This is a genomic window from Humiphilus diazotrophicus (genome assembly GCF_059726315.1).
Map to the genome: position 1 here is coordinate 6,271,146 of NZ_AP040870.1, position 13,378 is coordinate 6,284,523.

The following is a 13,378-nucleotide window of genomic DNA, read 5'->3' on the forward strand; positions in this document are numbered from 1 at the left end:
AGTGACCATAAACGAGCTCGAGTTCGCCTACGCCCCTGTACGCGACCAAGTCCGCGACCTGCGGGAGTATCTTTGACCCCGCACGTCTGCGCAAAGAATTAGCAGCGATCGAAGAGAAGCTCTCCGATTCCAGCCTCTGGTCGAATCCAGCATTGTCTCAGCCTCTGATGCGCGACCGTAAGCGCCTGGAGGCGCTTCTTTCCGACGATGCGGATTTGATCCGCCGCACCGGCGACATTGACGCCTATTTCGAGCTGGGTAAAGAGGGCGAGGACGTCACAGCAGAATTGGAGAGGGAAATTAACTCTCTAAGCGACTTTGCCGAGGCTCTCGAAGCCAAGACGATGCTTTCCGGCGAGACCGATGCTCTCAATGCCATCGTGACTGTGCATCCTGGAGCTGGTGGTACCGAAAGTCAAGACTGGGCCGAGATGCTTCTCCGCATGTATCTGCGTTGGGCTGAGCAGCAGGGCTTCAAGACCGAAATGAACGACTACCAGGACGGAGAAGAAGCTGGCATTAAGTCGGCGACCTTTACTGTGACTGGTGAATTTGCCTTCGGTTTGTTGGCCGGTGAAACGGGAGTCCATCGTCTGGTTCGCATCTCTCCCTTTGACTCTGCCAAACGTAGGCACACCTCTTTTGCCAGCGTCTTTGTTTCTCCGGAAATTGATGATTCGATCGAGATCGACATTAAGCCGGATGATCTCCGTATCGATACCTATCGCTCCGGAGGCAAGGGTGGCCAGCACGTGAACACGACCGACTCTGCTGTGCGCATGACGCACCTTCCGACTGGCATTGTTGTCAGCTGCCAGAATGAGCGCTCGCAGCATAAGAACCGCGAGCGGGCTATGAAGATGATGCGTTCTCGTCTGTACGAGTTTGAGCTGGAGAAGAAACGTGCAGAGTCGAAGAAACTGGAAGACTCGAAGCTGGATATCAACTTCGGTTCTCAGATTCGCTCTTACGTACTGCAACCATACCGGATTGCCAAGGATCATCGGACTAAGGCTGAGGTTGGCGATGTTGATAAGGTCCTTGATGGTTATCTTGAGCCTTTCATTCGTGCCTATCTTCGGATGAAGCGCCAAGGTGGAGTTGCCGTAGCAGCCGATTCCGGCGACGATCTGGATGTTTAACCAAAACCACTGAGCTATGTTTCAGCGATGCAGTATTCAGTTAATGCTGCATCTAATGCTGCATCGCCGGGGAGTGTGCTGTGCTTCATCCTGGAGTTGGAAAAAGCAATATGAACTGCTCCGGGTCCCCTTCGCTGGCCGGAGTCTTGCACACACCTCCGGCCAGCGTGCGCCAGTGAGATCTTTCTAGGCGGCCTTTTCGAAACCCAATCCCTCCACTACAACGTCACGTGATACATGGTTCACTATGACGGGAACATCCTTCAGGAAAGACTCCCTGCCTAACTCCAGCTGAGTGTCTGACATGTGCAGCACTTTCCGTACATGTCTCTCGTATTGATCCCAAGTGAATTCTGCGTGAAGGGTTTGACTGGGCGGCGCGTCCTTTGTAGGGATGGCAGCAGCGTTGATCTTTACAATCACTGGAGCTTCATATTCGTCGGTGGAATCACGACTGCTATTCCAGTCCAGGATCGGCAAGAAGAACAAGCAATAGTCGAAGTATTTCATGGGGACCCTCCTTGCCTACTACACGGATGGCCGGCAGAATTATCCCTCTATTTACCCTGAATGCGCAAAAATTTCTTTGTCAAAACCGAGGGCAGGTAAGTTGCAGACTTTATGTCTGTTACAGAGGCGATTGCGTTCCTCATTCAAATTGAAGGTAAATTTTGTTGAGTCCAGCAAAAGCGTGAACCTGGAGAGCCAGCTTCACGCCGGTACCTGCAGCTTTCGGGTTGTATGGCGCAAGCAAGATATATTGCTTTGGTCTCCCCATCTGGTAAGCCTGAAATCCGGAAATCCAAAAGTTTTGACATACAGCTTTCCCGAAAAGGTATGGAAGAAAGCCGTTCCTGTAAGTTTGTCATTAGTAGCAAGGCAGAACGCGGAACAGCTGTATATAGTGAATAACCATGAGCAATCCTATCTCCTCTTTTACGGTTGCTATCAACGAGGATGTTCTGGAAGACCTCCGTCAGCGCCTACGTCAAACAAGATGGCCTGATGCTGTCGAAAATCCCGGAGGGCTGTATGGAATCGACCTCTGTTGGATGCAAGAGCTGCGGGATTATTGGTGCGATCTCTTCGACTGGCGACGAGTCGAGCACGATTTAAACTTATTCCCGAATTACATGTACGACTATGGAGAAGGTAAAATTCATTTTCTCCATGTTCGAGGGACTGGTTCAAATCCAATTCCCTTGCTATTCACTCATGGCTGGCCAGGGTCACCTTTTGAGGCTCTCAAACTTATTCCTCTCTTAACGGATCCTGCCCCCTTTGGGGGTGACCCGAACGACTCCTTCGACATAGTTATTCCAAGCCTGCCGGGATTTGGTTTTTCGACGCATGCAAACACGCCGGGCATGAATACCTTCGTGATTGCAGAGCTGTGGACAGAGCTGATGACCCAGCTCGGATATAACAGATTCGTAGCACAAGGCGGAGATTTTGGAGCCAATGTCAGCACTGTGCTGGCCCTCCGTTATCCGGAACGGGTTCTTGCGCTTCACTTAAACTACATCCCCGGATCTTATAAGCCGTTTGTTCAACCGGGTGATCAATTGAGCGCCGAGGAACTTAATTTTCAGACCACCCTCGCAAAGTGGGATGAGGAAAACGGAGCGTACAGACATGTCCAGGTGAATGAACCGCAGACCTTGGCTATTGGCTTGAATGACAGCCCGATGGGGTTGGCGGCATGGATCCTCGATAAGTTCCAGCGGTGGAGCGACTGTGGAGGTGTGGCGGAGAAATGCTTCAATAAGCGTGAACTGTTGGCGAACGTTACTCTGTACTGGGTTACCCAGACAATTGGGTCTTCTTGCCGTCTTTATACCGAAAGCCGTAGAGCTCCACTGGTCTTCGGTCCGCAAGATAGAGTACGTGTTCCTTGCGCGGTTGCTCGTTTCCCGAAGGAGTCTCCATTTCCGCCCAGAAGTTGGGTTGAGCGTGGCTATAACGTAACGCGATGGACTGAGATGAAGGCAGGCGGCCACTTTGCGGCGATGGAAGAACCGGAATTGCTCGCCAAAGACCTGCGCACCTTCTGCCGCTCCTTGCGAACTGTTGTGCGAAAGGTAGCAAGTTGAAGAGATGTGGGCACTCTTCTCTCAAGCTGCTTGTTGGGAAGAGTGCCCAGCTTTGACAGCTACTTTTTATCCTCTGTGCTGAATGTTGCCCAAGGGTTACCTTTCATGTCGATCAGGATCGGTCTTTTCCATTCGAATTCAGGATGTACCTTGAGAAAAGCCTCCGCTAAGAAGTCTTCACCGCAAGGGCGTCCATGGCGGGCAAGGAAGGACATCTTCTCCGTCATCGAGCTATCTGCTACCTTCGCGTTGACCGCCCCGGCGGGAGTATAGGGAGCCCACTCCCACTCAGGAACGCCACGGGAAGCGGTATCGATGTGGCCGCACAGAGGCCGCTCTCCCTTGTCTTCCTTGCCTTGAAAGGTGTCGAAGTGATCGGCCAGGAACTTTTGCGCCAGCTCGGCATCAATCTTGCCTTTATATTCAGCCATTAACTGTTCCCAGCGCTTTTCTCTGGCGTTCGGAGAACTGGAGGCGTTGGTTGGATCGAACTCCGTTTCTTCCTTGATGAATTGAGGATCGCTGGGGAAGTTGGCTCCTGCATAATATCCATCTTTAGTCCGCCATACTTTGTGCAGCTTGAGCCCCAGCTCAAGGCGAGCGATTTCTCCCGTCTTGTTGTCGGCCAGCAGCCAATCGTTTCCGTAACCGCCATTGTTCTGTTCCAACATGATGGCGATATATTCGTCAATTGACGTGGCGTACTGCATGGCTTTGCGCGCCCGTACAAATTCAGGTTTGCCCCTCGGGTCGAAGCCGGAGTAGCCAGTGATCGTGGTCTCCGTAATCATCAGACCGGAACCGTTGATTCCAAAATCATCGGAACTTGCGATGGAGCCGGGATAGCCGTCCATCAGAATATGCTGGCCCTCAGTTGGCTTGATATCGAAGATGATTCTCCATCTTGCACCGGTAGCCATTTCGGTCCAGTTATTGTGCGCGATGACTGGTTTGTGATCGGCTGTCCACGACCCGGTGGCGACAAATGCACTGCAATTTCCCGGGGCCTTTAGCTTCGGAGCATTCGGCGTCTGCTGTTGCTTGTCGAGCCAGGGAACATAGTAGTCCGGTATCTCTTCCATACCATTCATGGCGACGACATCCCAGAGATCGATTTTTACTCCATGTGCGGCGGCACCCGCCGCAATCCCCCGCATTTCCTGCTTGTATTCTTCGTCGGTATGCGGCCACAGGATTTCGCGTGCAGTTTTGCGGAAAAAGCCCCAATCGCGTTTTGTGCCGTGGGTCTGAATTAATTTGCTCACACGGAGCGCATCTTCGATTTCCGGGGCCAGCTGCCATCCATGTTGATACCCGATCTCCGCCGGTGTTCCCTCCAGATGCACATAGATCCAATGGCTGCGTTCAAAACGATACGACTTCGTTACAGAGGATGCGTACTTAGGCGTGGGAGCCTTTGCCGCGTGAAGAGCGGTGCCGGTTTGCATGAGCGCCAGCGCAAGAAGGCCGGAAGCAACGGTGCGGAATGTACAACCCATATTGATTCTCCGTTCCCTGGGGATAGTCTTTGTCACGAAGGAATAACTTATTTCGAAGTATTTGCCTGTGTATCGAAGCGCGGATTTACATCTTCGTTGGCCAGTGTCGCGCTGGTCCTGTAAATCAGCTGGACGATCTTTTCCATCTTTGGATAATTCAGCTTTTCGGCAACATCGTTTACGGTGTGATAGTCTGCGTTCTCTCCGGTATTGAAGAGAACTGCCGGTATGCCCTGTGTTGCAAAGACAAAATGATCGCTTCTGGCGAACCATTCTTCTTTGTCATCCTTGTCGGTCTTGAAGTCGAGCACCAGAGAGGCGTCGTTGTTGGCTTTTTCAATGATGCGGCGAAGATCCGGGCTGTAGGGCGTACCGACAACATTCACGCTCTTGTGCGTATGCTCCGGTGAGAGCTGCCAGGTCGGAGTGTCTTCGTCCCGGCCGATCATATCCATATTGAGATTAGCGACCGCTTTCTTCAAAGGGAGTATCGGATGTCCGGAGTAATAGAAGGTACCGAGCAAGGCTTCTTCTTCGCTATCCGGCGAGAAGAAAAGGATGCTTCGACGAGGCCGCTCCCCGGAGGAAAAGGCACGAGCGATTTCCAGGAGTCCCGCGACTCCTGAGGCGTTATCGTCGGCCCCCGCGATTACGTGACCGTGTACGGTTCCCAGATGATCGTAGTGCGCCGAGATGATTACATATTCATCACGAAGCTTTGGATCGGAGCCCTCCAGCAAGCCGACTACATTGCGCGCTTGGACGACACGACGATCTTTGTAGGACTTCTTCATCGTGACTTTTGCTGCGGGGATTTCGAAGGAGTGCGGCTTGTAGTCTCTATCGATTTGTCCTTTGAGTTCGGCGATGCTCTTTCCCGAATTTTTCAGCAACTCATTGGCCAGCTCTTCTGTAACACCGAAGACGGGAAGGTCCCAAACTCCCGGAAGGGAATAGATGGCTTCGGGAAACCAGTCCTGACGAGGAGCGCTGGGCGCGTCTGCAGGCCGATGTGGAGTGCTCTCGTGTACCTCCAAGATACCGATGGCTCCTGCCTTACGGATGACCTCATATTTGTATTGGGAATAGGCATGGTAACTGTGCCACCTGCCCTTCATTCTGGAGTTCGGGTCGGACTCTTGCGGTTCATGCCCCAAGATCATGACGATCTTGCCGCGAAGATCTAGTCCGGCCAGGTCGTCGTATCCATATTCGGGAGCCTGGACTCCGTAACCAAGGAAGACAAGTGGACCAGTAGCAGTCGTTGGATTCGTGGTTTGCGTAATCCAGAAGAGATCGAAGTCGTGACCCAGTTGGTAGCTTTTGTCTAACCCATTGCTGTGGAGAGTGAGTGAGATATTCTCATCGTCTTGAGCGGCCAGAGTAAGATCGTAATCCTGAAAGTAACTGTTCTGGTCGCCTACCGGCTTAAGTCCTAGCCTTTGGAATTCTGAGGCGATGTAGTCTGCGGCAATGCGAGCTTCACGGCTGGCTGTTTTGCGGCCCGCCAAATTAGTAGAAGACAGGAATGCAACATCGGCGCGCAGATTCTTCTCAAGGATCTTTCCCGCATCCGGCTGCTGTGCGAGAGAGGGAAGACAGGCAAGGAGAACAAGAGAAAAGCCACCGTACGAAAAACGCATTTCACTTCCTTATCTGAGAAATGACCGAATTGCCTTTCGATCAGAATAGAGCAAATGGGTGGTAGCTGTTATAGAGCATTTCCCGAAAAGATGTAGATCGAAGCAATAGAAGCTAACGCGGCTTTCCGCCAAAGAAAGCCGCTCTTCACCTGACTTGGAAAGTTCACAGTATTTCGGGAAATGCTTTAAAAAGCTCCCACCCCATAGCTGACGACGTTTTTTGAAATTAGAAATTTAACTTCAATGCCAATTGCACGATGCGCGGCATGACGGAAGCGGATTGAATCTGCCCGAAATTCGAGGTTCCGAGAATCGTTCCCGGATCGCTGAATTGCGGATGATTGAACGCGTTGAAGAATTCCGCCCGGAATTGTGCCGCGGCTCCTTCGATTCCCAGATGGACAGGAATCGCTCGCAACAGGCTGAAGTCAGTATCATTCTGACCCGGTCCGCGCACCAGCCCTCTGCCGCTGTTTCCGAATCCATCGCCCGCATTCAAAGCTGTAAATGCAGATTGATCAATCCAGTTATTCAAGCGCGACTGTGTCGAACCCGTTGTTCCAAAGCTGCCGCGATAACCGGAGGCCAATTGGGCACGGTTATAACTGAGGCCATAGATTGAGCCGGAATTGATGTCGTATACCGAGAGTGCATTGCCGCCTTGAATGGTGGTCACACCGGTAAAGCTCCATCCATTGGCGATACCGCGCAACAGTACATTGCCGGTATGAAGCTTGGGCAGGTCCCAAAGATAGCTGAAGACGAAACGCTGACGGCGGTCGAATTCAGAGACGCCCCATGATGCTCGTGGATTGTTTTGGTCACTGGTGGGGAGTCCTCCCCATACTGAGGTATAACCGGTGCTTCCGGTAAAGAGATTCGGCGCACCTGTCGGAAGATCGTCCAGCGATTTGCTAAAGGTATAGGAGATTTTGAATTGCACTCCGTGGCTCAAACGCTTGGAGAGGCTTGTTTGCAGCGAGTTGTAGTAGGAGCCTCCCTGAGTCTCAACCTGCCAGATGCCGTAAGGGGCGAATCCCAGCACAGGAACGCGTAGATAAGCATTATCCACCGTGTTGGTCGTCTCTCCGTTGACAGGGGCTCCGACACTTGCCAACTGTGCCTGGTTGACCTCACGGAACCGAACCAGACGTTCGCCGCGAGAACCTACGTAACCAACTTCAATCAGAAAGTCATGCAGGAACTCCTTCTGCACGTTCAGGCTCCATTGCTGCGTGAGCGGCGATCTCCAGTTCCTGTCCAGTGTTTGGACATAACTCGCATTGTCAATCGCTCTGGGGCTCCAAATCGGATACTTTGACGCCTCCGGAAGCGAAATCACCCAGGGATCCTGGAAGGTGGCACCGGCATTCCCCACATCCGAGGTGTAAGCGCTCGATACATACGGTGGTTCCAGCAAGAGTTGAAGAACGTTATTTCCGGAGGTTCGGGAGTAATACACGCCATAACCTGCGCGAACAACCAGACCCTTGTCTTTCTTGAGTGGCAGCCATGCTAATCCGAAGCGTGGTCCGACATTCCCCCAGAGCGTGCTTTTATCGCAGCAGGAGACATTACCCGTGCGCTTTACTCCGTCGGGAACGCTTCCATGGAAGTTGTCTGCCACAACATAGCCACTGTAATTGGGTGTTCCGCTGAAGTCGTTGTTTGCCAGCGAGGTCCAGAAGTTGACCAGGCGTCCGTCATTTTCTTTGAGTCCACCGAAGACTTCCCAACGGAGGCCGAGATTCAGCGTTAGTTGCGAGTTGATCTTGAAGTCGTCCTGGAGAAAGGACGAGAAGCCATTGACGCGGAAATGCCGATCCGTGATGCCTGCCTGCGAAGAGCTGGAATAGACATTGCTGTAGCTGCTGCCGTTTTGCGCCGCACTTTCTCCCAGCAGGAAGTCCGGGAAGCTCAGAAAGGAAATCGATCCTCGCTTAACACCGGGCAGATTGAAGTTGTCCTGAATGCGTTCGACTTGCGCTCCAAACCGAAGATTATGGCGCCCCAGACTGAGAGAGGCCTGGTCACCAACCTGGAAGGAGTTTACGGCAGTAGTGAATTCATCGTTCGACTGGCCTCCGATGCTGAACATACCGGAGACGCTTAGCGTCGGAATGATGGCTTGATCTGCCGGTTGTGACATACCGATTTCAGCATTGGTAACCGGAGTGAGAGTATTCAGGCGTCCATAGCTTCTGGTAAAGCTGAAACGTGCTTCGTTGATGAATCGTGGTGACAGAATGGATGTCAATTTCAGGTTGATATCCCGATTCCGAAAACTGCTTGTAGCTCCCGATCCTGGAAGATTTGAGGTTGTAAAAGCCGCTGTCTGTGGATCGTTGGAGAGGAAGATGCGCGCACCCAGCTTATGCACCTGCGAGAGCTGATAGTCCACATTGGCAAGGTACTGGTCTTCACTGAATTTCGACGGAACACTAAAGGTCGATAATCCATTCGCTGTCTGTGGAGAGGGAATGAGGTAGCGTCCATTAGGCAGCTTATAATTCAGGAGCCTTAATGCGACGGGGTTGATATCCGTTCCATCGCAAGCGATTGCCGCTCCTCCATATACCCCGGACTGTCCGCAGAAAGCAGCTCCAAGAGTGGAAGCCGTTCGCGTATCGGTGAGCCCGACAGGGAGATCGGCGCTTGCCAGTGAGGCTGAACCGACACCATTCGTCTGGCGGGTGCCTTGATAGGACGCAAAGAAGAAGAGTTTGTCGACCAGAACCGGCCCGCCGAATGTTCCTCCGAATTGATGCTGGCGCAGGACGGGCTTCTCTTGCCCCGACTGCTTTAGGAAATAGTCATTGGCATTTAGCGCGTCGTTGCGGAAGAACTCAAAGACATTTCCATGAAAGTGATTTGTGCCGGACTTGGTGACTACATTCACGTTGGCTCCGGCACCGCGTCCATAGCCTGCATCGTAGAGTGAGGTCTGAACGTTGAACTCCTGAATAGCATCGGGATTAGGGACAGGAATACCGGAGTAGCCGAGCCAGTCACCACCACGTCCAGTTCCGAAGTTGTTTACCTCCACTCCGTCCATTTGAAAGTTGTTGTCGATGCTGCGGGCTCCATTGACGTACGCGTCCTGCGTGTTGCGACCGAGTGTTCCCGCGTTATTGACGTCAGCCTGAACTCCAGGAGCCAGATCGAGAATTTGAGTGTAGTTACGAGTGCTAAGGGGAAGTCCTTCAACCGTACGTTCGTTAACGAGTCCGCCTAACGTGCTGGTCTCGGATTGGACTAATACCTCATCGGCCTCGACATGGACGGTCTCTGCCTGATCGCCGGGTTTCAGCGTGAAGCCCAAGGATTGGGTTTCAGCCACGTTGACCACGATTCCACTCTTCTTCTGCGTCTGGAAAGTCGGGGAGTGAACCTCGACCTCATAGTTGCCGGGGGAGAGTAGTGGCGCGCGGTAGATTCCTTGCGCATTGGTCTCAACTGTGCGACGAGTGCCGGTTCCGGTCTCAATCACGATGACCTGCGCTTTTGCCACGACCGCTCCGGTGGGATCTGTTACCAGTCCCGTGATGGCTCCAGTAGCTGCAGTTTGGCCGACTGCTTCAGAAGATAACAACAAACCCAGGGAAATAAAGATGGACAGAAAAACAAAGATTCGCCAGGACAACTTGCCTCCTCGAAATGCGAACAACTGTTTTTTAGGATTTACAGCTTTAGTAATAGCGATGAAGCTGAGTAAAGGATTCGCGCGGTTTTAGCGACGACAGAGACAGGAACAACAGGCCGAACTCGCAAAGAAGATGTAGCGCGAGTGGATGGAGATGCTTGCCGTGTTGTTAAAAAAGAGCAGCATGGCTTACTTGCAATTCAGTGTACCCCATTTCGCCCGCGAGCCAAAAGATTTTCTTGTCACAGAAAGTGTTGCGTTATTCGAACACAAATTCTGATCGAAACGAGCACTTCAAGATACGTTCGTACGTGAAGCTAAAAGTAGCGCTGTTAGATTTCCGTTCGATGAGCCCGTTACAATTGCCTGTATTGGAGGAGAAGGATTCGTGCTTGGCCCTGCTCAACTTGACCATATCGTTGTGGTACTGGTCGCAACGCGGAACCCGCTCAATATAGGTGCTGCCGCCAGGGCGATGAGCAATTTCGGCTTTTTGAAGCTGCGGGTGGTCAATCCTTATGAGGTTGCGTTTCGTGAGGCGCGATCCGCTGTAGGTGCTGCTCCCTTACTGGCAAATGCTCAGGAATACACCTCAGTAGCGGATGCGGTGGCAGACTGCTCTCTGGTGGTAGGGACTACTGCAGTTGGTCATCGGGAGTTGCAGCATCCTCTACATCGATTGGAACAAGGAGCATCGCTGATCCGCGGTCAACTGGATACTGGCAAGATTGCTCTCCTCTTCGGATCGGAGAAACGCGGACTGTCTAATGACGACCTCAGCTATTGCAATTTCCTGGTTCACATCCCAACCCGCCAGGAACATTACTCCATGAATCTTGGGCAAGCGGTTGCGATCTGCCTATACGAGTTGATTCGGGAAAATGGAGGAGTTCTCGCGACAGAGCAACGGCCAGAACTGGCCGCCGCAGCAGATTTTGAGCGGATTACGGAAGTCGTGTCCGAGGCAATGCAGGTGAGTGGGTATACCGGTCAGCGCCCGCAAGCTTCATCGGAAGAGGTAACGCGGCGCCTAGTTCGGCGCTTGGAGCTTTCGGACACCGATGCGAAAACCTGGCTGGGTATCTTCCGCCAGATCTTGTGGAAGCTGAAACGATAACGTACAAGACCGTCTTTGAAACAATCGTGTCCTCTTGCTGGGAGAGAAGAGCCGCTCTCGGATGAGCGGCTCTTCTTAATCTTGAGCCGATTTTGTAGGCATTATGCAATAACTATGCGGCATCGGTTCCCGTTTCAATAAACGACGTGACGGCTTCAATGGGTTGATGAATTTGTTTCTGCCCTTCGTAGGTGTAGATAGCTTCACCTCTCGACTTCAAATCGATCATGCTTGTGCAGCCGAAGTTAGATTGCGGCGAATAACAAAGTAACTTAGGCGCGGAGATAGTACGAATACAACTCCGTTTTAGCAATCAGCTTCGGGTAGAAGGCTTCCATAAGATGAATAACGCAGAACTGCAAAGCAGGCATCATACAGATGTATATCTGCGGGGCGTCGCTGAACTTGCCTCATATTACAGGGGAGGTTTTAGCGCGTCTTACATTCTCCAGTTGCAGAGTGTTCTTGATGGACTAAGCGTGTCGCAACTTTGGAGAACTGCTGTAATAATGGAGGTCGCCATGAGAGTTGTGAGAATCGTAGCTATGACCACGCTGTTGTTTCTCGGCGCCTCCGCAATATTTGGAGCTATTCCCTTGCTAATCGATCCTACGGGGGAATTGATGCATATGCCTCTTCGCTTGCTGCGGCATTCTCCTTTTTCTTCTTTTCTCATTCCTGCGATCATCCTGCTTATCGCGAATGGATTCTTGAGCCTTTGGGCTTTCTGGCTTACGTTTCGCCGATACCGCTCCTATGCGTCGATGGTCTTGGCACAAGGCTGTGTGCTCTTGGGATGGCTGATTGCCGAGGTGATCCTGTTACAGGTAATTGTGAACTTGCACTATTTCTATGCCGTGGTTGCTCTGATCCTGCTTTTAAGCGGTGTTCTGCTCAGAAGAGGCAATGCGGAGGGCCTTTCTTCCGGCAAGCCTGCAAGTTAATCCTTATAACAGGTCTGGCTTCGGGTGTCCGGGATGGTAAAGATGCGCTTCCTATGCGTATTGGGGAGAAAACCACGATAAAGTGATATCAGGATGCAGCTGGTTTCTCCTCAAAAGAATGGGTTGGGCTTGGAATTAGCCTGTGTCTTTTGGCCCTGCATGCATCTCTAGAAAGAGATAGTTTGAAGGAGGGAATTCCTGCTTGAATGAACCCGAAGTGATTCAAGAGATTTTGAAGAATGTGCGCACCATCGCTGTCGTAGGGCTGAGCAACAACCCTGGCCGCGCCAGTTTTGGTGTTTCTCGATACATGCAACAGCAGGGCTATCATATCGTTCCGGTAAATCCCACAATTACTGAAGCCTTGGGAGAGAAGTGCTATTCCACCCTGGATGAGGCTTGTGCTGCAGGGGGGAAGATCGATCTTATAAATGTCTTTCGTGCCTCCGAATATGTTCCCGAGATTGTGAAGGACGCGATCAGGCTGAAGGTTCCATATTTGTGGCTGCAGGAAGGTGTATGCCATGAAGAGGCAATAGGCTGGGCAGAGGGTGCAGGAATCAAGTGTGTGCAGGATTTATGCATCTTTCGCGAGCATGCTGCTCGTGCTGCGTGAACCAGAACCCGCCCTTTCTCGATTGAGAATTTCACGATGCCCCTTTTCCTTTAACGGAGAGGCGCATTTGTTTTGCACACAACGAGAACCGAAGAATAGGGACTTCTGTTTTGTCTGCCGGCGGCAAGTTGAAGCGATGCTAAGGCGTAAAACAGCCCGAGCAACACCGCAGGTTCGCATAAGTTGCTCGTATTTGTAACGGTTCGCAGTGAATATATGCGAGTGTATCCACCGCAACCCTTTATCCATCCTCGTGTCTGATGCATACGTAAGAAGGATCTGGAGGAACGATGAAGATCAAAATGGCTGGGATTGGGTTACTTGCTCTCATATCAATCGCTGGAATTGGAACGCCGAGTATGTTGGCACAGGGGCCTCCGCCACCGGGATGGGGCGCTCCTCCTCCCGAATTCCGCGAGGTTGCGCGCATGGGATTTTTAGACGGTATTGAGGGTGCTCGTCGCGACTTCCAGAACCATCGTCCGCCGGATGTGAATAACCGCGACGAATTTCGCCATCCTCATATGCCGTGGCCGGATCGTGAGGAGTACCGCCGTGGTTTTGCTCATGGATATCGCGTGGGTGTAGCCCACATTTATGGACCGCCAGCGCCATATCGTTACTAGAAATGAGGCCCGGCTGCCTCCTGGCGGTCGGGCTTTTGCACCTCGGTTACCTGCC

10 protein-coding genes are annotated in these 13,378 nt (G+C 52.1%); 6 read left to right on the top strand and 4 right to left on the bottom strand.

The window, feature by feature from the left end; all coding sequences use genetic code 11:
- The first annotated feature begins 1 nt into the window (after nt 1).
- Nucleotides 2–1,142, top strand: a protein-coding gene (gene prfB / locus AC6I7T_RS25535) for a peptide chain release factor 2 (RefSeq protein WP_497790593.1) whose coding sequence is annotated in 2 segments (ribosomal slippage) — nt 2–73 and nt 75–1,142 — 1,140 coding nt in all. Because the reading frame shifts where the segments join, the coding sequence is not laid out codon by codon here.
- A gap of 186 nt (nt 1,143–1,328) precedes the next feature.
- Here prfB and AC6I7T_RS25540 read toward each other — a convergent pair.
- A complete protein-coding gene (locus AC6I7T_RS25540) occupies nt 1,329–1,652 on the bottom strand; it encodes a hypothetical protein (protein WP_497790594.1) in 324 nt (107 codons plus the stop codon).
- A gap of 404 nt (nt 1,653–2,056) precedes the next feature.
- Between AC6I7T_RS25540 and AC6I7T_RS25545 the strand changes: the two genes are divergently transcribed.
- Nucleotides 2,057–3,235 carry an epoxide hydrolase family protein gene (locus AC6I7T_RS25545; RefSeq protein WP_497790595.1) on the top strand — a complete coding sequence of 393 codons (1,179 nt, stop codon included), beginning with the start codon at nt 2,057–2,059 and terminating at the stop codon, nt 3,233–3,235.
- Between the two features lie 59 nt (nt 3,236–3,294).
- Here the strand turns inward: AC6I7T_RS25545 and AC6I7T_RS25550 are convergent, their stop codons facing one another.
- The 3 genes from AC6I7T_RS25550 to AC6I7T_RS25560 form a co-directional block, all read right to left on the bottom strand.
- Nucleotides 3,295–4,734 (bottom strand): C45 family autoproteolytic acyltransferase/hydrolase, encoded by a 1,440-nt coding sequence (locus AC6I7T_RS25550; RefSeq protein WP_497790596.1) that lies wholly within the window; start codon nt 4,732–4,734, stop codon nt 3,295–3,297.
- A gap of 47 nt (nt 4,735–4,781) precedes the next feature.
- Entirely contained in the window at nt 4,782–6,377 is a 1,596-nt protein-coding gene (locus tag AC6I7T_RS25555; protein WP_497790597.1) for a M28 family peptidase, read from the bottom strand.
- Nucleotides 6,378–6,603: 226 nt separating this feature from the next.
- Nucleotides 6,604–10,020, bottom strand: coding sequence for a TonB-dependent receptor (locus AC6I7T_RS25560; protein ID WP_497790598.1), 3,417 nt, complete (start codon nt 10,018–10,020; stop codon nt 6,604–6,606).
- A 388-nt stretch (nt 10,021–10,408) separates the two neighbouring features.
- Between AC6I7T_RS25560 and AC6I7T_RS25565 the strand changes: the two genes are divergently transcribed.
- From AC6I7T_RS25565 to AC6I7T_RS25580, 4 genes are all read left to right on the top strand, one after another.
- Nucleotides 10,409–11,137: an RNA methyltransferase gene (locus AC6I7T_RS25565; protein ID WP_497790599.1), complete on the top strand. Its 729-nt coding sequence runs from the start codon at nt 10,409–10,411 to the stop codon at nt 11,135–11,137.
- Between the two features lie 521 nt (nt 11,138–11,658).
- A complete protein-coding gene (locus tag AC6I7T_RS25570) occupies nt 11,659–12,081 on the top strand; it encodes a hypothetical protein (RefSeq protein ID WP_497790600.1) in 423 nt (140 codons plus the stop codon).
- A 202-nt stretch (nt 12,082–12,283) separates the two neighbouring features.
- Nucleotides 12,284–12,697 (top strand): CoA-binding protein, encoded by a 414-nt coding sequence (locus AC6I7T_RS25575; RefSeq protein ID WP_497790601.1) that lies wholly within the window; start codon nt 12,284–12,286, stop codon nt 12,695–12,697.
- Nucleotides 12,698–12,987: 290 nt separating this feature from the next.
- Nucleotides 12,988–13,323 (top strand): hypothetical protein, encoded by a 336-nt coding sequence (locus AC6I7T_RS25580; protein ID WP_497790602.1) that lies wholly within the window; start codon nt 12,988–12,990, stop codon nt 13,321–13,323.
- Nucleotides 13,324–13,378 lie beyond the last annotated feature (55 nt).